At 55.1% G+C, this 21430-nt stretch carries 22 protein-coding genes and 1 tRNA gene; 7 read left to right on the top strand and 16 right to left on the bottom strand.

What is annotated here, in order from left to right; all coding sequences use genetic code 11:
• Positions 1-128: 128 nt before the first annotated feature.
• Positions 129-389 carry a hypothetical protein gene (locus Q0816_RS04950; RefSeq protein ID WP_298848238.1) on the top strand — a complete coding sequence of 87 codons (261 nt, stop codon included), beginning with the start codon at positions 129-131 and terminating at the stop codon, positions 387-389.
• Between the two features lie 239 nt (positions 390-628).
• Here the strand turns inward: Q0816_RS04950 and Q0816_RS04945 are convergent, their stop codons facing one another.
• Complete coding sequence (locus Q0816_RS04945) at positions 629-982, bottom strand: hypothetical protein (protein ID WP_298848236.1); 354 nt, start codon at positions 980-982, stop codon at positions 629-631.
• Between the two features lie 559 nt (positions 983-1541).
• On the opposite strand from Q0816_RS04945, the gene Q0816_RS04940 reads away from it, so the two are divergent.
• The 4 genes from Q0816_RS04940 to Q0816_RS04925 all read left to right on the top strand — a co-directional run bounded on the left by Q0816_RS04940 (position 1542) and on the right by Q0816_RS04925 (position 4939).
• The gene (locus Q0816_RS04940) at positions 1542-1871 is read left to right on the top strand and encodes a hypothetical protein (protein WP_298848233.1); all 330 of its coding nucleotides are present in this window, start codon (positions 1542-1544) and stop codon (positions 1869-1871) included.
• A 307-nt stretch (positions 1872-2178) separates the two neighbouring features.
• A complete protein-coding gene (locus tag Q0816_RS04935; RefSeq protein WP_298848231.1) occupies positions 2179-3189 on the top strand; it encodes a branched-chain amino acid ABC transporter permease in 1011 nt (336 codons plus the stop codon).
• Positions 3186-4499, top strand: coding sequence for a branched-chain amino acid ABC transporter permease (locus Q0816_RS04930; protein WP_298848230.1), 1314 nt, complete (start codon positions 3186-3188; stop codon positions 4497-4499). The genes Q0816_RS04935 and Q0816_RS04930 overlap by 4 nt, the downstream gene beginning before the upstream one ends.
• 185 nt (positions 4500-4684) lie before the next feature.
• The gene (locus Q0816_RS04925) at positions 4685-4939 is read left to right on the top strand and encodes a hypothetical protein (protein ID WP_298848228.1); all 255 of its coding nucleotides are present in this window, start codon (positions 4685-4687) and stop codon (positions 4937-4939) included.
• A 32-nt stretch (positions 4940-4971) separates the two neighbouring features.
• Here the strand turns inward: Q0816_RS04925 and Q0816_RS04920 are convergent, their stop codons facing one another.
• Positions 4972-6519: a helicase HerA-like domain-containing protein gene (locus Q0816_RS04920; RefSeq protein ID WP_298848226.1), complete on the bottom strand. Its 1548-nt coding sequence runs from the start codon at positions 6517-6519 to the stop codon at positions 4972-4974.
• Positions 6520-6964: 445 nt separating this feature from the next.
• Between Q0816_RS04920 and Q0816_RS04915 the strand changes: the two genes are divergently transcribed.
• Positions 6965-7546, top strand: a complete 582-nt coding sequence (locus Q0816_RS04915) for an invasion associated locus B family protein (protein WP_298848224.1) — start codon at positions 6965-6967, stop codon at positions 7544-7546.
• Positions 7547-7597: 51 nt separating this feature from the next.
• On the opposite strand, the gene Q0816_RS04910 is transcribed toward Q0816_RS04915, so the two are convergent.
• Genes Q0816_RS04910 through Q0816_RS04895 form a run of 4 tightly spaced genes read right to left on the bottom strand, consistent with a single transcriptional unit; the run spans position 7598 to position 11839 of the window.
• Entirely contained in the window at positions 7598-8806 is a 1209-nt protein-coding gene (locus tag Q0816_RS04910; RefSeq protein ID WP_298848222.1) for a beta-ketoacyl synthase, read from the bottom strand.
• A gap of 9 nt (positions 8807-8815) precedes the next feature.
• On the bottom strand, positions 8816-9073 hold the full coding sequence (locus Q0816_RS04905) for an acyl carrier protein (protein WP_152458003.1): 258 nt from the start codon (positions 9071-9073) through the stop codon (positions 8816-8818).
• A gap of 32 nt (positions 9074-9105) precedes the next feature.
• Positions 9106-10197 carry a UDP-3-O-(3-hydroxymyristoyl)glucosamine N-acyltransferase gene (gene lpxD, locus Q0816_RS04900; RefSeq protein ID WP_298848219.1) on the bottom strand — a complete coding sequence of 364 codons (1092 nt, stop codon included), beginning with the start codon at positions 10195-10197 and terminating at the stop codon, positions 9106-9108.
• Between the two features lie 34 nt (positions 10198-10231).
• Positions 10232-11839, bottom strand: coding sequence for a L,D-transpeptidase family protein (locus Q0816_RS04895; RefSeq protein WP_298848217.1), 1608 nt, complete (start codon positions 11837-11839; stop codon positions 10232-10234).
• Between the two features lie 353 nt (positions 11840-12192).
• On the opposite strand from Q0816_RS04895, the gene Q0816_RS04890 reads away from it, so the two are divergent.
• Positions 12193-12762, top strand: coding sequence for a DUF882 domain-containing protein (locus tag Q0816_RS04890; protein ID WP_298848216.1), 570 nt, complete (start codon positions 12193-12195; stop codon positions 12760-12762).
• 274 nt (positions 12763-13036) lie between these two features.
• Here Q0816_RS04890 and Q0816_RS04885 read toward each other — a convergent pair.
• The 10 genes from Q0816_RS04885 to Q0816_RS04840 form a co-directional block, all read right to left on the bottom strand.
• Positions 13037-13113: transfer RNA gene (locus Q0816_RS04885), tRNA-Arg, on the bottom strand.
• A 77-nt stretch (positions 13114-13190) separates the two neighbouring features.
• Positions 13191-14411 (bottom strand): cysteine desulfurase, encoded by a 1221-nt coding sequence (locus Q0816_RS04880; RefSeq protein WP_298848214.1) that lies wholly within the window; start codon positions 14409-14411, stop codon positions 13191-13193.
• A gap of 12 nt (positions 14412-14423) precedes the next feature.
• Positions 14424-14993, bottom strand: a complete 570-nt coding sequence (locus Q0816_RS04875; RefSeq protein WP_298848212.1) for a YIP1 family protein — start codon at positions 14991-14993, stop codon at positions 14424-14426.
• The gene (locus Q0816_RS04870; protein WP_298848210.1) at positions 14990-15475 is read right to left on the bottom strand and encodes a YIP1 family protein; all 486 of its coding nucleotides are present in this window, start codon (positions 15473-15475) and stop codon (positions 14990-14992) included. The genes Q0816_RS04875 and Q0816_RS04870 overlap by 4 nt, the downstream gene beginning before the upstream one ends.
• A gap of 1 nt (position 15476) precedes the next feature.
• Positions 15477-16757, bottom strand: coding sequence for a SufD family Fe-S cluster assembly protein (locus Q0816_RS04865; RefSeq protein ID WP_298848209.1), 1281 nt, complete (start codon positions 16755-16757; stop codon positions 15477-15479).
• The gene (sufC, locus tag Q0816_RS04860) at positions 16757-17512 is read right to left on the bottom strand and encodes a Fe-S cluster assembly ATPase SufC (RefSeq protein WP_298848208.1); all 756 of its coding nucleotides are present in this window, start codon (positions 17510-17512) and stop codon (positions 16757-16759) included. Before sufC ends, Q0816_RS04865 begins: the two co-directional genes overlap by 1 nt.
• 46 nt (positions 17513-17558) lie before the next feature.
• Positions 17559-18329 carry an FkbM family methyltransferase gene (locus tag Q0816_RS04855; protein ID WP_298848860.1) on the bottom strand — a complete coding sequence of 257 codons (771 nt, stop codon included), beginning with the start codon at positions 18327-18329 and terminating at the stop codon, positions 17559-17561.
• Positions 18330-18331: 2 nt separating this feature from the next.
• Positions 18332-19852: a Fe-S cluster assembly protein SufB gene (sufB, locus tag Q0816_RS04850; protein ID WP_298848206.1), complete on the bottom strand. Its 1521-nt coding sequence runs from the start codon at positions 19850-19852 to the stop codon at positions 18332-18334.
• A gap of 18 nt (positions 19853-19870) precedes the next feature.
• Complete coding sequence (locus Q0816_RS04845; protein ID WP_298848204.1) at positions 19871-20914, bottom strand: cysteine desulfurase family protein; 1044 nt, start codon at positions 20912-20914, stop codon at positions 19871-19873.
• Between the two features lie 50 nt (positions 20915-20964).
• Positions 20965-21423 (bottom strand): Rrf2 family transcriptional regulator, encoded by a 459-nt coding sequence (locus tag Q0816_RS04840; RefSeq protein ID WP_298848202.1) that lies wholly within the window; start codon positions 21421-21423, stop codon positions 20965-20967.
• Positions 21424-21430: the final 7 nt, after the last annotated feature.

Below are 21430 nucleotides of genomic sequence, written 5' to 3'. Positions count from 1 at the left end.
CTGCGCAAGCCGACTCGTTTCCTAGGACCTACTGTGAAATGAGAATGTGTGAAGTTAGAGCGATGTGCATGGGCGCTGACTGCCCTGCCACAAACTGTCCAGAAGGAAGCTTTCGGTTGGAAGTCTCAATGGCCGACGGTGAAATACATGCTTACGCGGTGCCGTCGACCAAAGAATCGAGAGTCCATTTCGGCGACTTTATGGTTGATAGAAGACTTTCTAATGAACGCTCAATTGTGGCGAATAGCCTTGTTGAGAACACACTGACGAATGCGATCATTGAATTGTGGACAGATGGTGAACCAATTGGAATTGCTTTTACAATCCAGCATCTTCCGAGGTCTAAATTTGTTGAGGTGGTGTACGGCTTCTGCGGAGACGAAAACTAATAGACGTCCTCAACACACTTGTGGCGCTCTCCCACATCGTCCTTGTTCCTTCAATCGCCTTTGGCAGAACCTGACCCTTCTTAAGAATGGCGAGCAAGAAGATTTGGCTGACGCACTTTGTCAGCACTCCCCGTTGTCGAGGCATTTGGGAAATTCGTCCCCCTCGTCCGGAGTTTTCAGACAAGCATTGAAGGCGGTTAAGACTTGCGTTTGACCACGGGCAACCGCCTTTTCCAAATTTATCCGACCGGATCGCTACAATAGCCTGAGTCATTCGCCGCGTGCGGGCCCTTGATCGACATGTCATAGTGCAGGTTGTCGAAGTCCACCACAAAGGTCACGACGTCCTGATCCATAATATGCAGGAAGGTCAGGGAGTTCAGGCCGGGAATGATCTGAGCTTCGCCCTTGATTTCATCGGCCACGATGAACCCTTTGTCGGTCTCACCCGATCGCGCCAGAATCACCGACCCACCGCTCTTGTCCGACTCGCAATTGACGACAAAATCCGCGCCATTCAACGGGTCTTCGGTCGCGGCTTGGGTGAGTGTCGGCAGCATCAAGCCGGCGGTGATAAGAGCGGCAAATTTCATGGTCTTTCTTCCTTTGTATCCCGCGTCCGCTTGGGGCTGAGTGATCCCCTGTGCGTACGGTCTGACGGTTTGTCATTTGCACCGGTCGCGTTCGACGATTTCAGTAGCCAGGTGACAGGCCCAACCTAAGAAAGGGTGTTGTATTTCACAGACCTAAGTCAGAATCTTCACCGGAACTTGAGGCGGGGTGAGGTCGCGTGGACCCAAGATGAGACTTAAAGAAGGTAACTTCAACCAACGGGCTTACGCAGATGATCATTGGGGTGACACCGCTGATTCACATCGTTCGGTGCCGCATTTTGTTAGCAATGTGTCAGGATCAAGAAACCCGGATCTCGGGCCGTTAAATATGGCTTCTAAATACTTGTTTCATTGCGGTTTTAGAAAAACAACCCAACACCCCTAGGGCTTGTCACGCAGTGTCAAAAAACACGTTCGGGCTCAATTTGCGACATAATGAGAGCTTAGGCGGTTCGTCATCGTCACCTGCACCGCATTTCAGAACGAACGGTTCCACACGCGGATGGCGCAAAAAAAACCAATTAAGGACCCGCCTAAAATGAAAACCTGGATCGCTCTGTCGTTTGGCTTGTTTGCCGCAACTCAGGCCTTGGCTGAAGAACGCCATTTTGTTTGCATTTCAGATCGTGATGGCAGCGAAATTCGTCTGAACCGTGCCACAGCCGGAGACAAGGGCAGCATTGAAACCCCCAAAATCACAGGCGATGCAGTTGTGTTCAAAGGTGTTGGCAGTATGACCTTCATGCATATTGAAGATCAGGATGTCATGACATTTGTGGTGCATTTCGAGGACATGTCTTACGACTTGTCCGTCAAAGGCCCCCATGCAGAAGAAGATCACGGCATGTGCGAAGAAGTGCAGGCTTAAGTTCCTTTCGGCCAGAAAATCAGCCGACACCCTGTGCGGGCAACCCGCGGCAGGGTGTTGGCGATCCACCTTTATTTCTCTAATGCCACTAATGACCAAAGCCAGGCGGTTTCATTTCTCAACAGGCCGGTGCGTGCTCCACTCATGCATAAAGGTGTGGGATCCACTAAGGCATTCGCTTCCAGCAGTATGACCAAGTCAAAACTGCGAAAAAAGGCGCGAACATATCACTGAAAACCGCGTCGTCATGTTGAAATCCTAACACCGCACATGCCATAAAGCCGCACCCGGACAGTGAGAAGAATTCATGGATTTACTGAACGCGTTGGTCGCCTTGGCCAACTTTGTCATCGTGCCAGCCGTTGCCTATGGCAGTCAGTTGGCGCTGGGGGCGCTTGGCGTGACCCTGATTTACGGCATCCTGCGGTTTTCGAACTTTGCCCATGGCGACACCATGGCCTTTGGCGCGATGATCGCGGTGCTGGTCACCTGGGGCTTGCAGGCTGCCGGTGTCAGCTTTGGACCCTTGCCAACTGCCTTGCTCGCCCTGCCCTTTGCCATCCTTGGCTGCATTATTCTGGTGCTGGTCACCGATAAACTGGTCTACAGATTCTACCGCGAACAAAAGGCAAAACCGGTCATTCTGGTTATCGTCTCGATGGGCGTGATGTTCATCATGAACGGTCTTGTACGGTTCATCATAGGACCGGATGACCAACGCTTCTCGGACGGCGCGCGGTTCATTGTTTCGGCGCGGGAATTCAAGGCGATGACCGGTCTGCGCGAAGGGCTGGCCATCAAGACATCACAAGGCATTACCGTGATCGTGGCTGTTGTTGCCGTGGTTCTGCTGTTCTGGTTTCTCAACAAAACACGCACGGGCAAATCGATGCGCGCCTATTCGGACAATGAGGATCTGGCGCTGTTGTCAGGCATCAACCCCGAACGTGTGGTCATGATCACCTGGATCATCGTAGCTGCGCTGGCAACCACGGCTGGAGTGCTGTACGGCCTGGACAAGAGCTTCAAGCCCTTCGTTTATTTCCAACTGCTGCTGCCGATTTTTGCTTCGGCCATCGTAGGCGGCTTGGGGAATCCTCTGGGCGCAATTGCGGGCGGATTCATCATCGCGTTTTCCGAAGTGACGATCACCTACGCGTGGAAAAAGGTCCTGACCTATCTGGCGCCGGAAAATCTGGAGCCGTCAGGTTTGGTCCAGTTCCTGTCCACCGATTACAAATTCGCCGTCAGCTTTGCCATCCTTCTGATTGTGCTTCTGTTTAAGCCTACGGGTCTGTTCAAGGGGAAAGCAGTATGACCGACTCTGTGAAAAACACGCTGCTGTTCGTAGTCGTCGGCGGCCTGATCCTGTTGACTGGATTCACGCAAAGCTGGAACAGCGCCATTCTGATCCTGAACATGGGCCTGATCTCGGCCATCATGTCGATCGGGGTGAATCTGCAATGGGGCTTTGCGGGCCTCTTCAACGTTGGTGTGATGGGCTTTGTCGCCTTGGGTGGTCTGGCGGTTGTGCTGGTTTCGACTCCGCCGACACCCGGAGCTTGGTCCAGTGGCGGCTATGGCGTCATCCTCGCGCTACTGCTGGGTGCTGCGACTGTGGTTTCCGCCGTAATAGTCGCGCAGAAGTTGCCCAAGGGACGCGTGCAAACGCTGACAATCGTCGGTATTCTGCTTGTGGGATTCTTTGTTTACCGCGGAATCTTCGACCCCAACGTTTCCGCGATTGAAGCGATTGATCCTGCCGTCGCAGGCAATATCGGAGGTCTGAACCTGCCCGTTCTTCTGGCCTGGCCCGCCGGGGGGTTGCTGGCCGCCGGTGCCGCTTGGCTGATCGGCAAAACCGCTCTGGGTCTGCGGTCGGATTATCTGGCGATTGCCACGCTGGGTATCGCCGAAATCATCATCGCGGTGATGAAAAACGAAGATTGGCTGGCACGTGGGGTCAAGAATGTCTACGGCATTCCGCGTCCCTCCCCCGTGGTCGGTTACGAAGTCGAATTGCAGAAGGACCCGGCCTTCCTGGCCCGCGCCGAATGGTTTGGCCTAGACCCGGTCACCGCCTCGACCTTGTCGGTCAAATTGGGCTATTCTCTGCTGTTTTTTATCGTGCTTCTGGTGCTGCTCTGGATGGCGCAAATGGCGTTGAAAAGCCCGTGGGGGCGTATGATGCGCGCGATCCGGGACAACGAAGTCGCGGCAGAAGCCATGGGCAAGGACGTTACCCGCCGCCATCTGCAGATCTTTGTGCTGGGCTCGGCCATCTGCGGCATTGCAGGCGCGATGATGACCACGCTGGATGGGCAGTTGACGCCGGGCACCTACAACCCTCTGCGCTTTACCTTTCTGGTCTGGGTGATGGTGATTGTCGGCGGATCGGGCAATAATTTCGGCGCCGTACTGGGCGCATTCCTGATCTGGTTCCTCTGGGTTCAGGTTGAACCGATCGGTTTGTGGCTGATGAATGTCATTACCACAGGTATGCCGGATGGAAGTGCGCTGAAAGACCATCTGATCAACAGCGCTGCGCATATGCGCCTGTTCACAATGGGATTGATCCTTTTGATTGTTCTCAGATTCAGCCCAAGAGGTCTGATCCCCGAAAAATAGATCAAACCCAACTTCAATGAGCGGAACCGTGCCTTTAATCCGGCACGGTTTCTTGATTCTTAAGGTTTTTTTTAATAAACAACCCCACCGTAGTGTTTTCACGTTGCGGTATGTTGTCGGCACTCACTCACACTCACTTGCGCCGATCTGTAACGATCATTCAAATGTGTTAAAAAGAGTAGAAAATGAACGCACCACGCATCAAAACACTTATTCTGTTGCCGGTTATTGCCGTTGTAACAGCCGCTTGTATTCCCACTCCGGAAGAACTTGAGACTCCCCCTGTTAAGGTTCAGACGCCCAAAGGTGTCGTGACCTGTCAATTGTATCGTCAGAACCGCGTAACCTGGGACCGTGCGATTGACTTTCCAGCGACCAAAATGTCGGTGCCTGAAGCTGACGCCTATTGTCGTCAGGAAGGCCAGCGCCGCCTGAAGTAGACACGACGGCGCCCGTCATGGGCGCCGCCTTCTTACCTGTTGCGGAATAGACCGCCCAGTATGCCGCGCACAATCCGGCGCCCGGTTGTGCCCTTCAGTTCCTTGATAACAGCGTCGGTCATCGCCGTCGCGAACGTGTCTTTCCGGCGTTGTACACGAGACGAGGATCGGCCCACCCTGCCTCCGGAGTATCTGCGGGCAGAAGAATACTCCCGTTCGATTGGCGTTTGCGCCTCAAGCACATCTTCGGATTCGGCCTGTTCAGCCGCTTTCGCAGCAGCCTGTGCCCGGGCCTGCAGGATTTCAAAGGCCGACTTTCGGTCTATTCCCTTGTCGTATTTTTCCGCCATCGGGGACGCGTCGAGAATCGACTGACGCTTAGCGTCAGAAATCGGACCCAACTGAGAACCCGGCGGACGAATCAACGTACGCTCAACAATTCCGGGAACACCCTTTTTCTGCAGCATCGACGTGACGGCCTCGCCAACACCTACCTCACGGATCGCGGCCTCGGTATCAAAAGCCGGATTCTCGCGATATGTTTCCGCCGCCAGACGCAGGTTCTTGCGATCACGCGCCGTAAATGCCCGCAAAGCGTGCTGGACGCGGTTGCCCAGTTGGCCCAGAATATCCTCGGGAATGTCGGCAGGGTTCTGAGTGATGAAATAGACCCCTACCCCTTTGGACCGGATCAGGCGGGCAACCTGTTCAACTTTGTCCACCAACACTTTCGGGGCATCATCAAACAACAGATGTGCTTCGTCGAAAAAGAAGACCAGCTTGGGCTTTTCGGGATCCCCGACTTCGGGCAGTTCCTCGAACAATTCGCTCAGCAGCCACAACAGGAAGGTCGCGTACAACCGCGGCGAGGCCATCAATTTGTCCGACGCTAGGATGTTCACCATCCCATGTCCATTTTCATCGGTGCGCATCAGATCGGCCAGATCCAACGCCGGTTCGCCAAACAGCTTTGTTCCTCCTTGGTTTTCAAGCACCAGCAACCGCCGCTGAATAGCACCGATCGAGGATGTCGAGACATTGCCGTATCGCAATGAGAGCTGAGCCCGGTTCTCTCCAATCCAGACCAGCAACGCCTGGAGGTCTTTGAGATCCAGCAGCGGCATCCCGTCTTCATCAGCCACACGGAACGCGATGTTCAGAATGCCTTCCTGCGCCTCGCTCAATTCCATCAACCGGGACAACAGCAAAGGCCCCATTTCAGTGACCGTCGTGCGCACCGGATGACCCTGTTCACCAAACAGATCCCAGAATGTCACCGGGCAGGCAGAATAGGCGAAGTCACTAAACCCTATGCGACCTGCACGATCCAGAAACGCCTGATGCAGTTTGTGTGTATCGCTTCCGGGCAAAGCCAGCCCCGACAAATCGCCTTTGATATCCGACAAAAACACCGGAACCCCAGCCTGAGAGAACCCTTCTGCCAAAATCTGCAGCGTCACCGTCTTACCTGTCCCGGTCGCACCGGCAATCAGCCCATGGCGGTTCGCGTAGTTCAGCGCCAGTTCCTGCGGCTGGCCATAGCCTTCGCCGCCACCGCCCAAAAAGATATTCTTGCTCATTAACACTGCCTTATTTTCACCGATCCGTGACCAGCATACAAAGTTAACCTTTGACGGCGATAGTCAATTTGCCCTGCGATTGTTTCCTTCACGTGGGGCAGACTTCCTCCCTGTCGACTGGCCGTGCCTTCGGGCACGGCTTTTTTCGTCCGTCCGAAAGATTTCAAAGTTCTGACAGACAGATTAAAATTTGAGGATAGCTGTTGACCCGTCAGCGCCCCTTTCGTAGGGTTTGCGCATAAATAAGTCGGCCAGTCCGACGGGGAGAACCTTTTGGGAAAGGGAGCTGAGTTATCAGCTCCCTTTTTCTATATCAGGACGGTTCCTTTTCAGTATTCCGGCAAGAATCTGTTCACGTTCAGACAAGCCGTTCCGTTAGTGCCTGACACCGGTTCAGAAGAATGTTAAACGAGGCAAAAAGCTCAATCATCAAACCGAGGCGTTCATGATCAAGAAAATCCTCTCGCTTAATACAATGGCTGCTGTACTGCTGTGCGGTGCAGCATATGCGCAAGACACATCGACTTCCGAACCCGATACCGGGCTCGACCTGGGTCAGGAAGGTCCGCGGGCCGGGGAGCAGTTCGTCAAGGAAGAATTCGGCGACTGGGACGTATCCTGCATCAAGGCGCAGGAAGGCGGCGATGATCCATGCGCCATCGTTCAGGTGCTGAACGGAGCTCAGGGCGAACCAATTGCCGAAGTATCGATCGGAAAGCTGCCCGAAGGCGGAGCAGCTGTAGCCTGGGCAAACGTGATCGTTCCTCTGGAAACGCTGCTACAAGCACAGCTCGCCCTGTCCATCGATGGCGCGCCGCGCAAGCTGTACAACTACCATCATTGTGTTCCGGTCGGATGCATCGCGCAGCTTGGCCTGAGCCAGGGTGATGTCGATGCAATGAAAGGTGGCACCAAGGCAACCTTCTCGCTGGTACCGGCCCGATTCCCGGATCAGGTTCTGGAAATGGAAATGTCACTGTCCGGCTTCACATCAGGCTTTGAGTCACTGACCGTCAACGTGAACTAACGGCGTGTTTCTGAATATGCCGCCGCATCACTTGCGGCGGCTCTTTTCCGGCTAAGTCCGTTTCAGAGCCAGAACTGCATTTAGCCCCCCAAATGCAAATGCGTTGCTGAGTGCGACGTCAACTTTGGCTTCCCGGGCCTCGTTCGGAACCACATCAAGCGCGCATTCCGGATCAGGTTCTTCGTATCCGATGGTTGGTGCAATCACTCCGTCGCGCAGCGCCATTATACACGCCAACAACTCTACTGCACCGGTTCCGCCGATCAGATGACCATGCATGGATTTGGTCGACGAGATCATCAAGTCATCGGCATGGGGGCCAAATACATCCGCAACTGCAGCGCATTCGGTCTTGTCGTTCGCAGCCGTTCCGGTGCCGTGCGCGTTGATGTAAGAGACATCGTTTGCATTCAACCGAGCATCTGCCAATGCGCCTGCCATGGCCCGCGAGGCACCTTGTTTACTGGGCATTACGATATCAGTAGCGTCTGACGACATGGCGAAACCAACGACTTCGCACATAATCTCAGCGCCACGGGCCCGGGCGTGTTCGAATTCTTCGAACACAAAGATACCGGCCCCTTCACCCTGTACCATTCCGTTACGATTGGCGCTGAACGGTCGACACGCATCTTTCGACATCACGCGCAAACCTTCCCAGGCCTTTACGCCACCAAAACACAACATGGATTCAGATCCGCCTGTGACCATAGCGGGTGCAACACCACTGCGGACCATCTGAAACGCCTGAGCCATAGCGTGGTTCGACGACGCGCACGCAGTCGATACGGTGAAGCTGGGGCCCTTGAGGTTGTGCTCCATGGACACATGGCTGGCCGCCGCATTGTTCATGAGCTTGGGAACAACAAACGGGTGCACCCTGTTCTTGCCGTCTTCATAAACCGAGCGATAGTTATCGTCCCAGGTCGACACGCCTCCGCCGGCAGTCCCTAACACGACCCCCGATTTCGCAGCAAGCTCGCCGTGAAATTCGATGCCTGACTGGTCGATAGCCTCTTTGGCAGCTGTCAGAGTGAATTGGGTGAACCTGTCATACAACGACATCTGCTGACGGTTAAACCGACCTTCGGCCTCAAAACCCCGAACCTGACCGCCAATCTTGATGGCCAAGCGGTCAACATCCCGGAATTCCAGCTCTGAGATACCGCAACGTCCTTCGCGCATGGCCTCCAGCGTGTCAGGGACCGAATGGCCCAGCGAATTGATAGTGCCTGCGCCCGTAATGACAACACGTTTCATGAGCGTTTGTCAGACCTTTTCCGACACGAGCTTTTCGATCCCGGCAATGATCGCAGCGACATTCGAAATGTCGAAATCGTTTGCTTCGGGTTCGTTGGCATTGAAAGGGATCGAGATGTCAAACTCTTCCTCGATGGCGAATATGCTTTCGACCAGACCCAGACTGTCGATGCCCAGATCTTCCAGAGTGCTTTCGGGCGTCACATCCGATGGCTCCAGCACGGCCTGCTCTGCAATGATTGCGATGACGCGGTCGCTGATGCTCATGTCGATCCCCTGATTGTCAGTTTGAGGGTGATTTAATCGCTCGGGGTCTGTTTGAAAACAGCCTTTTTGAGTGCCTCGACGTCGCGGGCCATGCGGGGCAGACGCCGCTGCGCCTTGTAGACATCGGTATGGGTATCCATTTTGATGCCCGGATAGCCCATGATAACGCGCCCGGCGGGAACATTCGACAAAATCTTGGTGCCTCCTCCCGAAATGACACCGTCCCCTATGAAAATATTATCGACCACCCCGGTCTGACCGCCCAGAACAACGTTGTTGCCAATTTCTACCGAACCCGACACACCCGTCTGACCGCACAACAGACAATCCTGACCCACGCGTGTATTGTGCCCGACATGGACCAGATTATCCAGTTTGGATCCGTCGCCGATTCTTGTGTTGCGAATGGTCCCATTGTCGATCGTGCAGTTGGAGCCAACTTCAACATCGTCGCCGATCTCAACTGCGCCCAAGGAATGAATACGCAACCAGTTTTGCGCTTTGGCGTCACCCTGATCACCCAATGTCTTGCGCGCATTTTCGGCTCCGGAAACCTCGGGCGTCACAAAACTGAACCCGTCACCGCCAATCCTTGCGCCGGGTTGCGCTATGAACCGCGCCCCAATCTGCGCCCGAGCTCCAATGCTGACCATTTCGCGCAAAAGCGCCTGTTCGCCCAGAACGGCGTCCATTCCGACCACGCAATGCGACCCGATCACAGAACCCGCACCAATTCGCACGCGGGCACCAATGACAGACAGCGGCCCGATCGCCACATCTGCGCCGATTTCGGCTGTTGGATCGATCACAGCCGATGGGTGAATGCCTGGCTCGATCCCTTGCCCGCGATCCAACATGGCGGTGATTCCAGCCATCGCCATTCGCGGTCGTTTTACGAAAATGGCCGCCCGTAACCCCATCGCCTGCCAATCCGCGCCCTCCCACAAAACGGCGGCACGTGCCTCACCGTTGGAAAGCGCTTCGGCGTATTTTGGAGACATGGCCATAGCCAGATCCGTAGGCCCTGCATCCCCTGGTTCGGCTGCCCGCACGATCGTCAGGCCACCATCACCGTGGCATTCAGCGTCCAGAGAGTCGGCGACTTGTTGTACGGTAAACTGCATGACGGGCTTCCTTTTGGCAGGATTTGCCCCGTGCTTACCCCTGAACATCCGGCAGGACCACCCCTGCCTTTTGCAGGGCTTCCCAAATCTTGCGATCCCTGTCGTAAACATCGCGGCGATACTGCACTTTGCCCTTCGGGCCGACATATGCCGTCCGATAGATCAAGTGTACCGGAACTTTTTGTTCCAAATTGACCTTGGTTTCTTTCCCTGACTTCAAAACCCGATGAAAGAACGCCTTTGGGTCTTCTTCCTGTTTCGCCAGTAACGCATAGGCAAACTCGAAGGGTTGAGCCAGTCGAATACAACCGTGCGAGAACGCCCGTACTTCACGCGAAAACAGACTTTTCTGAGGTGTATCATGCAGATAGATGTTGTACTTGTTGGGGAACATGAACTTTACCAGCCCCAAAGCGTTGCTTTTGCTGGGAGGTTGGCGCATCGCAAAAGGAAAGCTGCGCGCGGTGAACTGGTTGAAATCCACCGCCCCACGATTGACCTGCCGCCCTCTGCTGTCTGTGATCTGAATATGACCGACTGCATTGGGGTTCGCCTTCAGTTTCGGCAGATATTCCTTGGTGATGATCGAGCGTGGAACATACCAGCTGGGATTTATCACCATATGCTCCATCACATCCGAAAACTCCGGGCTGCGCCGATCATGCGTGTTCTTGCCGATCACCGTACGGGTTTCAAAAGTGACTTGTCCGTCATCCACAATCTTGGCCGAGAAATCGGCCTGGTTGACGAGGATATGACGTTCGCCTCGTTCACGTGGTAACCACCGTTCCCGCTCAAGCGCGACATAAACGGCCTTCAACCGGTCCGAAGCAGGGCGATTAAGTTCTGTGATCGTGCCTTTGCCTGCTACACCATCGGGTTCCAGACCATGCGCGGTTTGAAAAGCCCGAAGCCCTTCCAAAAGTGCATTGTCGAAAGACGGGCTGGCCGAAGGTTTCATGTACCCCATAACCACCAGTCGATTGCGCAACTTCACGACACTGGGTCCGGTATCACCGAATTCCAACTTGCTAACGGGAACAGTTACCCCCCAGCCGCCCTGATCCACCAAAGCCTCAAGAGCTAGTTTTTGTTTCATCAGCGCCCGGTATTGAGGCGTCTGCGGTGCCAATTGCTCAAGATATGCAGCACCTTGCGTGCTCAGGCCCTGTAAATGCTCGGTTGCGCTGCGCCGCGCCACCGTCCGAACAAGCCCATCATCGACAGTGCCGGGCCGAATTGCACCTGTGTACAATAGATCAGCGTATTCGACGAAAACCCGGCTCAATTCTGCTTCAACAGCGCCCAGATCACGAGACGAGCGCGCCGCTTCCATCTTCTCCAGCAAGGATGAAATTGTCGGGTTGGCCTGAGGCAACCCATGCAGTTGTGCGCGTGACATTGCCTTGATCAAAGCCGCCCGGCGCTGTGTGTGTTCGGCGGTTTCACCTACCCAGATTGGCGAGAAGCCGTTTGTGCGGTAAAACTCGGCGATCTGCGATGCCCGTGGTGTATGTTCGGCGATTGCCATCTGAAACGCCGTGTTTGGCGCGGGCTCCGAGGCAGTGTTCGCGATACTGGCCGTGGCCGCAAAACAGGCGGTAAACAGGATACTGGTGCTGGTTCGGAAAACAGAAAACATTGGATGGCCTTGGTAATCAATAGCTTGGATAGGTGATACGTGCGTCGAACAACTATGGAATTGAGCATTAAGGCTTGTCTATTCACAAATTCCTTACCAAATCTCTTCTGTCGAGGCCTGATGCGCGTTTGCATCGGCCGCGTGGCCCTAAACTCACAATTGCAAAATTTCTGTGATGGGCTGTGACATTTGCGCAAAAAATTGCCGAAAATTCCCCCTTGAAAAGGTGACTGTGAAACACTTCTTGGCCGCTGATTCCGATTGTGTCATATATTTCGCATCTGGGATGGGAAAAAATTAAGACAGCACGCGTAACATCGTGTGCAGGCAGGAACAGTACGGGACGAAACCAAATGACCAAGAGCAGTTCCTCGGGCTTGACCCGACGTGCCCTATTGGGCGCGTTTGCAGCAACCGCAGTCGTTGCAGCACCCACCTACTCCAATGCAGCAGGCTTTTTGCGCGGCGGCGGCGATATCCGTCGCATCCGTATGTATTCCGGTCGCACGGGCGAACGGTTGGATATGATTTATTGGGTCGATGGTAAGTATATCAAGGACGCTGTCAAAGAAGTGAACCACTTCATGCGTGATTGGCGTACAGATCAGGTAAAATCCATTGATTTGCGCACGATTGATATCATGGCGGCATCACACCAACTGCTGGATGCCAACGAGCCGTATATGTTGTTGTCCGGTTATCGCTCTCCTCAGACCAATGCGATGCTGCGGTCACGGTCTCGTCGCGTAGCCCGGAAATCGCTTCATATGGAGGGACAGGCGGCTGACTTGCGCCTCGGGTCCCGCTCAGTTTCCCAGATGGCCAAAGCGGCTATGTCCTGTCGCGCGGGTGGTGTCGGCCAGTATTACGGGTCGAATTTCGTGCATATGGATTGTGGCGTCGTACGCACCTGGCGCGGATAACGCTGAGGGCGTCGCATCCGATCTCCGCTTGTTTCAAGTTTTAGCTGGTTGTTTGTCCCAACTAGCCAAGTTCCCGTACCTCTATTGTTGTTCTCGCTACCACTGGAATCAGCTAAGCTGATCCCATGTCGTGCGGGCTGTTGCTCGTCCGAGTGTTCGATCGTGACGTTGCTATCGGGAACGCTTTCTTAAAAACCCCTACCGCGACAATTATGAACGCAATCTTCCGCGAAACGAATTACTCGCGATTTCCAAAGTTCTGATTTCCTGAAAATGGCGCACCTGAGAGGATTCGAACCTCTGGCCTCTGCCTTCGGAGGGCAGCGCTCTATCCAGCTGAGCTACAGGTGCCTTGGCCGTTAGCTAACCTTGTTCCAGTCCGGGTGCAACTGCAAATCGCGATTGCTGCGCCCAGACTAAGATCAAACTCAGGCAAACAGATCATGTGCCAATTCAAGCGCTTCGATCAGTGTATCGACCTCGTCAGTGGTGTTATAGAGACCGAAGCTGGCGCGGCAGGTTGCCGTGACGCCCAGATGGTCCATCAGCGGCCCGGCGCAATGGTGGCCCGCGCGGACAGCCACACCTTTTTTGTCCAGAATGGTAGACACATCATGCGCATGGCCTGCCCCGTCCAACGTAAAGCTGAAGATCGCCGCCTTGTCTGGCCGAGCTCCCTGAACCTGCAACCAGTTAAGACCGTTCAGGCGCCGCATGGCATAATCACGCAGGCCGGATTCGTGAGCGGCAATGTTCTCCATCCCCAGATCCATCATGTATTCAAGCGCTACGCCCAAACCAATGGTTTGCACAATGCCCGGGGTGCCGGCCTCGAACTTCATAGGTGGGTCATTGTAGATGACCTGATCCTTGCTGACTTCCTTGATCATATCACCGCCCCCGATAAAGGGGCGCATCTCAGCCATGCGTTCGGATTTGATGTAAATCGCGCCTGACCCGGATGGTCCATAAAGCTTGTGACCCGTGATTGCGTAGAAGTCGCAGCCAATCTCCTGGACATTTACCGGCATGTGAACCGCGCCCTGGCTGCCATCGACCAGAACCGGAACACCTTTGGCATGCGCGCCTTCCGTGATGGTTTTGACGTCCACGACCGTGCCCAGCACATTCGAACATTGGGTCACGGCAACCAGCTTGGTTTTCGGCCCGATTGCGTCAATCACCGCCTGTGGGTCCAACCCACCTTCCGCATCTACATCGACCCACTTCAGAATAACGCCCTGCCGTTCCCGCAGAAAATGCCAGGGCACGATGTTTGCGTGATGCTCCATCACGCTCAGGACAATCTCATCCCCGGCTTCGAGCCGTGGCATGGCCCAGCCATAAGCGACCAGATTGATCCCCTCGGTCGTGCCCGAATTCAGGACAATCTCATCCTCATTCGATGCGCCCAGAAACCGGGCAATGGTGCCGCGTACTGCTTCGTATTTTTCGGTCGCCAGATTGGACAGGTAATGCAAACCGCGGTGAACGTTCGAGTATTCCTCGGCATAGGCGCGGGTAACGGCGTCGATCACGACCTGAGGCTTCTGAGCCGAGGCGCCATTGTCCAGATACGTCAATGGTTTACCGTTCACCTGGCGCGACAGGATCGGAAAGTCAGAACGGATTTTCTGCACGTCATACATTGGATGGTTTTCCTAGACAGGCCCGGCTGGGGATAGAAACAGAACGAAAGAAACCGCTACAAGTGCGGAAAACACAATCACCGCAAAGGATTTCCAAAGCGATCCGAATTGATGCGCCACGTTCAGGAAATGAAGCGTGATGTATATGCTCAGAATCGCTGTTGCGAACAGCGTCAGCATCATCAGGAACGGCATAGTCAGGCTGAGCAGCAACATCACCACAAACCCCGCGATTTGCAGGAATTGTAACCAGATCGTCAGAACCATCAGGTCATCAAAGCTCGCCTTGCCGCCAATCGTTCGTCCTATGGCGAAGAATGCGACGATGCTCAGCATCATTGCCCCGGCGGATCGAAGCAGAACAACTGGCATGCTTTCGATAACCTGAGAGGGTTGGCCTTGCGGTACCACCGGCACCGCCATGTTGATCCCCAATTGGACGAGGCAGTTCAGGACGACAGCCAGCGCGAATGCCAGCCACAAGACCTCTCGACCCGGTTTCAGGGTCAACAATTGGCGTGCCGCTTCGGCCGGATTTCTGATCGTCAGAACCGCCAAAGCACCGAGGGAATTGATAGTCATGCAGCAGACCTTTGTACTTGTCTCAGACCGGATAACCAGAACCAGACAAAAACGGCAACCCAAACGATACCAACCAGCGTCAAAGTCGGCCCGGGTCCGATAAACCCCGCGACCAGACCGTTCAACAAAACCAGTGGGGCAGATGACAACAATGCCCAGAACAGTGCCAGACGTGCGCCATAGGCTGTGCCCTGGCCGCCCACCAACCGGGCAGCCCAATAAGAGATCAGCGCCAAGGTATAGAAAAACAAAGGCAAAATGAACACGGACCCCAGCAGTGCGCCGCCCAGAAGCATGTTCAGTTCAACACCTTCCAGATGCGCCTTTCGGGCAAGGCTGGGCATCTGGGCAACGAATGCCACAATGCAAAACGCCATCACGAAGATCAGTGCCCGATCTTCCCTTTGACCCATATCCAGAAGCCGACGCACCACGCGCCCCGGCCCCCGGTATGTTGCCAGTATGTCTGACGAAACTGCCATCTCAGCTACGACGCGCCAGCCACCCTTCCAGACGGCTTACGATCTCTTCCGCCAGAGCGCTGTCTTCGATCTCATCCACCGCTTCGGCCAGGAAGGCCAGTGTCAGCATGTTGGTCGCGTCTTTGGTCGGAACACCACGCGACCGTAGGTAGAACAGCGCGGTTTCGTCGATTGCACCCGAAGTCGACCCGTGCGAGCAGGCAACATCATCGGCGTAGATCTCAAGCTCGGGCTTGGCAAGGAACTGGCTGTCATCATCCAGAAGCAGCGATTGGCTGATCTGATAGCCGTCGGTTTTCTGGGCGCCTTGCTTCACAAGGATCTTACCCTGAAACACGCCGGTCGCCCCGTTGCGCAGCACTTTCTTGAACACTTGACGGCTTTCGCAATTCACTGCGTCATGCGTGACAAAAACCGTGTCGTCATGATGGAAATCACCATCACCCACACAGGCCCCGGCCACATGTGCCACCGCGTCATCTCCGGTCAGCTCAACAATCTGTTCATTGCGGGTCAGAACGCCATTCACGGTCAGGGTGAAGGATTTGTAGACTGATTCCGTGCCCAAGCGAGTGAACATGTGGGTCGCGGCGCGACGCTCATGGTCCCTGCCCTGCGCCCGCACGTGATGCAGCGTGCCTTTATCGGCAATGTCGATCTCGGTGCACTTGTTGAAGCGTGACGCTGCCGGACCGGTTTCCAGGATGGTTGCTTCGGCTCCGCTTTCCACGCGAACAACATGGTGCAGGATCGCATCAGAGGTCGGCGATGCATGGCGATAGATCAAGTTGATCGGTTTAGTCGGTTTGCCTGTGACATGAATGGCCACACCATCCGAGGCAAAGGCCGTATTCAACGCGGCCAACGGACGCTGCACCGGAGATTGCCCGCGCGTCTCAAGCACGCCATACAGATCTTTCGCCCAATGAATGTCCTTGCAGCAGATGTCCTCAAGCCGATCGATCGTCACACCTTCCATCGTCAGATCGTCCGATTCCTCGGCGTTGAACACCCCGTCCACAAAAACGATACTCAGGCGGTCAAGTTCGCTGAACATCAATGGTTCATCATCGGAAAAAACCGCAGCCGGGATCGCATCTGGCGAGACCAGCGTATCCGGTTGCGTGTATTTCCAGTACTCGTCACGGCGCCCAGGCAGGCCAGTTTCCAGAACACGCGCCAGCGCATCTTCACGCGCGGCGCGGGTGCAGCCGGCATCGGGCATGGTCAGGGCAGACAGCCGTGCTTCGGTGGCAGATTGTTTGACTTCGGGCAAGGCCATCAGTTCACCTCGGCAAGAATGTCGGCATAACCGTTGTTTTCAACCTCAAGCGCCAGCTCCGGGCCGCCGGTTTTGACGATGCGGCCATCGGCCATGATGTGCACCACATCCGGTTTGATGTGATCCAGAAGGCGCTGATAGTGCGTGATAACCAGGAACCCACGGCCTTCATCCCGAAGGGCGTTCACGCCTTCGGCCACCAGTTTCATCGCGTCCACGTCAAGCCCAGAGTCGGTCTCGTCCATGATGCACATCTTGGGTTCCAACATGGCCATCTGCAGGATTTCGTTTCGTTTTTTCTCACCACCCGAAAAGCCAACGTTGACCGGGCGCTTGAGCATATCGGCGTCGATCTTCAGTGTCTTGGCTTTGGCACGAACCTCTTTCAGAAAATCGGCGGCGGACAGTTCTTCTTCGCCACGTGCCTTGCGCTGGGCGTTCACTGCGGTGCGCAGGAACGTCATGTTGCCAACGCCCGGAATTTCAACCGGATACTGGAACGCAAGGAAGATGCCGGCCGCCGCACGCTCTTCCGGTTCCATCTCCAACAGGTCTTCGCCGTTCAGCGTGGCCGACCCTTCGGTAACGTCATAGCCATCGCGACCAGACAGAACATAGCTGAGCGTCGACTTGCCTGACCCATTCGGACCCATGATCGCGTGCACCTTGCCAGCTTCTACCGTCAGGTCTACACCTTTGAGAATTTGCTTGTCTTCTTCTTCAAGCTGTACGTGCAGGTTCTTGATTTCCAGCATTTTTTCCTCGGATCTAATCTTTCTTCGCGCGTCATTTGCGCGTGTGTCATTTGGATTGGAACGTTTCGGCCTTTTCAGCCGGAACGATCAGAAAGTTTTCATTGTCACGCTCTTGACCAAAGCTCCTGAGCGTCTCGTAGTTCTGTTCCGCCATCCATTTCAGAAATGTCTGGCGGTTGTTGTGATCGACCTCGACAAAGATAAGGGGGCGCGTTGTGGCCACGGTGCTGGTCAGCCCGGCCAGCACGTCCAGTTCCATGCCCTCAACATCGATCTTGATCAGGTCTGGTGTCATGCCTTCCAGCAGCGTATCACCGGGCGCGACCTGCAGGCTTCCTGTTCCCTGGGCCAATCGCGTGCCCCCCAGATTGCCGGCCTCGGGCTTGAGTCCAAAACCAGCGGCATTCTCGCGCCCTGCTCCAACGCCCAATTTCGAGCTATCAACAACATCCTCAAGACAATTCAGCCTGATGTTGCGCTTCAATATGGCAATGGCATCCGGGTTCACTTCGATCACGCGCACAATTTTGGTTGCGCAAACGCGCCCCCAATACACCGCATGATTGCCGATATTTGCTCCAATATCGGCAATCTGCGCATTTTGGGGCAGATAGCGCGAAATCTCCTGCAACAAACCCAGTTCATACACGTCGCCCCAAAAATGACGTCCCTGAATCACGTCGCGCGGATTCGAAATCTCGAACAGCAGAAACTGGCCACCGGCATCGCAATAGCGTACGAAAGGACCGCACAGGCTGACGAACACTTTCGCCACCGTGCGGTCAATAAACCTTCGGATCCCGGAGCGCGGACGCATGGTCAACCGACGCTCCCTTCCAGCGAGATGGCCACCAACTGCTGCGCTTCCATGGCAAATTCCATCGGCAACGCCTGCAGCACGTCCTTGCAGAACCCGTTCACAACAAGCGCCACGGCTTCTTCCTCGTCCATACCGCGCTGACGGCAGTAGAACAGTTGATCGTCATCCACCTTCGACGTCGTCGCCTCATGCTCAACGCGTGAGGAGTTGTTCTTGACCTCGATATAGGGAACCGTATGTGCCCCACATTTATCGCCAATCAGCAGACTGTCACACTGGGTGTAGTTGCGACTGTCCTTGGCTTTCGGGTGCATCGAAACCAGACCACGATAGGTGTTCTGCGCCTTGCCCGCGCTGATGCCCTTGGACACGATGCGCGACTTGGTGTTCTTGCCCAGATGAACCATCTTCGTGCCAGTGTCGGCCTGCTGATAGTTGTTGGCAATTGCGATCGAATAGAATTCACCCTGACTTTCTTCGCCCCGCAGGATGCAGGACGGGTATTTCCAGGTCACGGCAGAGCCTGTTTCAACTTGTGTCCACATCACCTTGGATCGATCGCCCCGGCAATCTGCGCGCTTGGTCACAAAGTTGTAGATGCCGCCCTTGCCGTTCTCGTCCCCGGGAAACCAGTTCTGAACGGTCGAGTATTTCACTTCTGCATCTTCTTCGAGAATGATCTCGACTACTGCGGCGTGCAGCTGCGCGGTGTCGCGCTGAGGGGCGGTGCAGCCTTCCAGATAAGACACGTAAGAGCCTTTGTCGGCGATGATCAGCGTTCGTTCGAACTGACCTGTGTTTTCCGCATTGATACGGAAATAAGTGCTCAACTCCATCGGGCAGCGGACGCCGGGCGGGATATATACAAAGGACCCATCCGAGAACACGGCCGAGTTTAGCGTCGCATAAAAATTGTCAGATACCGGAACAACGGTGCCCAGGTATTTCTTGACCAGTTCAGGATGCTCCTTGATCGCTTCCGAGATTGAACAGAAGATCACACCGGCCTTTTTCAGTTCAGCCTGAAAGGTCGTGCCCACTGATACCGAGTCAAACACCGCGTCAACCGCAACTTTGCGACCCTCGGCAGGTGCATCTTCAGCACCTTCAACACCAGCAAGAATCATCTGTTCTTTCAGTGGGATACCAAGCTTTTCGTATGTCGCCAGAAGCTTAGGATCGACGTCATCCAAAGACTTGGGTTTCTCTTCCATCGACTTCGGACGCGCGTAGTAATACTGGTTCTGAAAGTCGATCTTGGGATAAGAGACCATCGCCCAATTGGGTTCTTCCATCTTGGTCCAGCGTTCGAACGCGGCCAGACGCCATTCGGTCATCCATTCTGGCTCTTCATTCTTTTCCGAGATCAGACGGACGATGTCCGGGTTCACGCCCTTGGGCGCGTATTCCATTTCGATATCAGTGTCCCAGCCATACTTGTAAGTACCGGCTTCGCGCACCGCATCCACGGTTTCCTGATCGACACCTTCTTTAACCTGGGTCTGGTCCAAAGCGGCCATGACTTACCCTCCGTCAGATCACGCGGCGCGCGCGCGATGCTTTTTCTCTTTCTCAAGCCACGTTTCGGCGAAACGCAGCACATCTTCTTCCGTTGTCTGAGGTCCCAGCGACACGCGGATCGCGCTGCTGGCTGTTACCTCGTCATATCCCATTGCGGTGAGTACCGCGCTGGCACGAACTTTTCCGCTGGAACAGGCAGAGCCCGCACTGACCGCATAACCCGACAGGTCCATCTGCATGACCTGAGTCTCGCCCTTCCAGCCGGGCGCGGCAAAACACAACGTGTTCGGCAGGCGTTTTTGCCCTTTCCCGACAAAAATAGGTGATTTTACAGCGGCCTCAAGAGCGTTTTCTAGAATATTTCTAAATTCTTCAATCTGCTCCCAAACACCGTTGGCCAGATCCCGCGCAGCAGCTTCAGCCGCGGCTCCGAACCCCGCAATACCAATGACATTTTCAGTTCCGGACCGACGCCCCATTTCCTGACCGCCACCTTTGATTTGTGCAGCCAGATCGGTTCCACGCTTCATTACGACAGCGCCAACACCCTTCGGTCCCCCTAATTTATGCGCGGACACCAAAGCCATCTGTGCATACATCCAGTTGAACGCGATGGGCAGTTTCCCGAATCCCTGGGTGGCATCCGTCACAGCCAGACCAGGCGGCAGGGATTGGACAATTCCCGTCTCGGAGTTTGCAAACTGCAGCGTCGATTCTTCTGGCGCGTCCACCTCAACTCCGCCAACCTCGGAAACTGAAAGATCTTCAGTGATCCAAGCTCTTACGGCATCGTGCTCAATCGCCGCGCCATGCAGGTTACGCCCTGCCATTGTCAAAGCCGCGCCTTCAGTTGAACCCGAAGTAAAGACGATGTCCGCGCCGTCTGCCCCAAAAGCAGACGCAATCTGTGCCCGTGCGCGTTCGACAATCGCTTTCGCTGCGCGCCCTTCGGCATGGACAGAGGAAGGATTGCCACAAGCATCCATAGCGGCAATCATCGCGGATCGCGCATCGGGATGCAGCGGTGTAGTTGCGTTATGATCCAGATAAACACGCTTCATGGATACATCTTTTTGCCGACAGACTTCATTTCATACCCCGCCTGTCCAGATCATTCATCTACGACAGAAAACAAGCTTGGCACGGCCGGGCACGGTGCAAGGTCATTCTTGATGACATCAGACAACCGCGTTTGATGCAAAAACACATAGACATGCGCGCTGAGGCTTTCCCACAGCCGGTTCGTTAATGATTGCGCGCGACTGCCGGATGAAGCGCCAGAGGCTCCGGCCCCTTTTTGCAGGGCGTCAACGGTTTCATCCACTGCGGACAGTATTTCGACAACGCGAATTTCGGACGCAGCGCGCGCAAGGCGGTACCCGCCTCCGGGTCCACGTACCGAGGTTACCAGTTCCGCGCGGCGTAGTTTGACAAAGAGCTGCTCGAGATACGGCAGTGAAATGTCCTGCCTCTCGGATATTTCTCCAAGGGTCACAAGCCGGTCCGTCGGCTGCAGCGCAATATCCGCCAAAGCGACCATTGCGTAACGCCCCTTGGTCGACAGCTTCATTCTGTGT

Source organism: uncultured Ruegeria sp. (genome assembly GCF_947497005.1).
Classification (GTDB): domain Bacteria; phylum Pseudomonadota; class Alphaproteobacteria; order Rhodobacterales; family Rhodobacteraceae; genus Ruegeria.
This window is presented reverse-complemented; position numbering and strand designations above follow the sequence as displayed.

What these genes read in the sequence shown, in the direction of transcription:
- Q0816_RS04950 (WP_298848238.1), top strand. Translation starts at nt 129, where the DNA reads ATGGCCGACGGTGAAATACATGCTTACGCGGTGCCGTCGACCAAAGAA.
- Q0816_RS04945 (WP_298848236.1), bottom strand. Translation starts at nt 982, where the DNA reads ATGAAATTTGCCGCTCTTATCACCGCCGGCTTGATGCTGCCGACACTC.
- Q0816_RS04940 (WP_298848233.1), top strand. Translation starts at nt 1,542, where the DNA reads ATGAAAACCTGGATCGCTCTGTCGTTTGGCTTGTTTGCCGCAACTCAG.
- Q0816_RS04935 (WP_298848231.1), top strand. Translation starts at nt 2,179, where the DNA reads ATGGATTTACTGAACGCGTTGGTCGCCTTGGCCAACTTTGTCATCGTG.
- Q0816_RS04930 (WP_298848230.1), top strand. Translation starts at nt 3,186, where the DNA reads ATGACCGACTCTGTGAAAAACACGCTGCTGTTCGTAGTCGTCGGCGGC.
- Q0816_RS04925 (WP_298848228.1), top strand. Translation starts at nt 4,685, where the DNA reads ATGAACGCACCACGCATCAAAACACTTATTCTGTTGCCGGTTATTGCC.
- Q0816_RS04920 (WP_298848226.1), bottom strand. Translation starts at nt 6,519, where the DNA reads ATGAGCAAGAATATCTTTTTGGGCGGTGGCGGCGAAGGCTATGGCCAG.
- Q0816_RS04915 (WP_298848224.1), top strand. Translation starts at nt 6,965, where the DNA reads ATGATCAAGAAAATCCTCTCGCTTAATACAATGGCTGCTGTACTGCTG.
- Q0816_RS04910 (WP_298848222.1), bottom strand. Translation starts at nt 8,806, where the DNA reads ATGAAACGTGTTGTCATTACGGGCGCAGGCACTATCAATTCGCTGGGC.
- Q0816_RS04905 (WP_152458003.1), bottom strand. Translation starts at nt 9,073, where the DNA reads ATGAGCATCAGCGACCGCGTCATCGCAATCATTGCAGAGCAGGCCGTG.
- lpxD (WP_298848219.1), bottom strand. Translation starts at nt 10,197, where the DNA reads ATGCAGTTTACCGTACAACAAGTCGCCGACTCTCTGGACGCTGAATGC.
- Q0816_RS04895 (WP_298848217.1), bottom strand. Translation starts at nt 11,839, where the DNA reads ATGTTTTCTGTTTTCCGAACCAGCACCAGTATCCTGTTTACCGCCTGT.
- Q0816_RS04890 (WP_298848216.1), top strand. Translation starts at nt 12,193, where the DNA reads ATGACCAAGAGCAGTTCCTCGGGCTTGACCCGACGTGCCCTATTGGGC.
- Q0816_RS04880 (WP_298848214.1), bottom strand. Translation starts at nt 14,411, where the DNA reads ATGTATGACGTGCAGAAAATCCGTTCTGACTTTCCGATCCTGTCGCGC.
- Q0816_RS04875 (WP_298848212.1), bottom strand. Translation starts at nt 14,993, where the DNA reads ATGACTATCAATTCCCTCGGTGCTTTGGCGGTTCTGACGATCAGAAAT.
- Q0816_RS04870 (WP_298848210.1), bottom strand. Translation starts at nt 15,475, where the DNA reads ATGGCAGTTTCGTCAGACATACTGGCAACATACCGGGGGCCGGGGCGC.
- Q0816_RS04865 (WP_298848209.1), bottom strand. Translation starts at nt 16,757, where the DNA reads ATGGCCTTGCCCGAAGTCAAACAATCTGCCACCGAAGCACGGCTGTCT.
- sufC (WP_298848208.1), bottom strand. Translation starts at nt 17,512, where the DNA reads ATGCTGGAAATCAAGAACCTGCACGTACAGCTTGAAGAAGAAGACAAG.
- Q0816_RS04855 (WP_298848860.1), bottom strand. Translation starts at nt 18,329, where the DNA reads ATGCGTCCGCGCTCCGGGATCCGAAGGTTTATTGACCGCACGGTGGCG.
- sufB (WP_298848206.1), bottom strand. Translation starts at nt 19,852, where the DNA reads ATGGCCGCTTTGGACCAGACCCAGGTTAAAGAAGGTGTCGATCAGGAA.
- Q0816_RS04845 (WP_298848204.1), bottom strand. Translation starts at nt 20,914, where the DNA reads ATGAAGCGTGTTTATCTGGATCATAACGCAACTACACCGCTGCATCCC.
- Q0816_RS04840 (WP_298848202.1), bottom strand. Translation starts at nt 21,423, where the DNA reads ATGAAGCTGTCGACCAAGGGGCGTTACGCAATGGTCGCTTTGGCGGAT.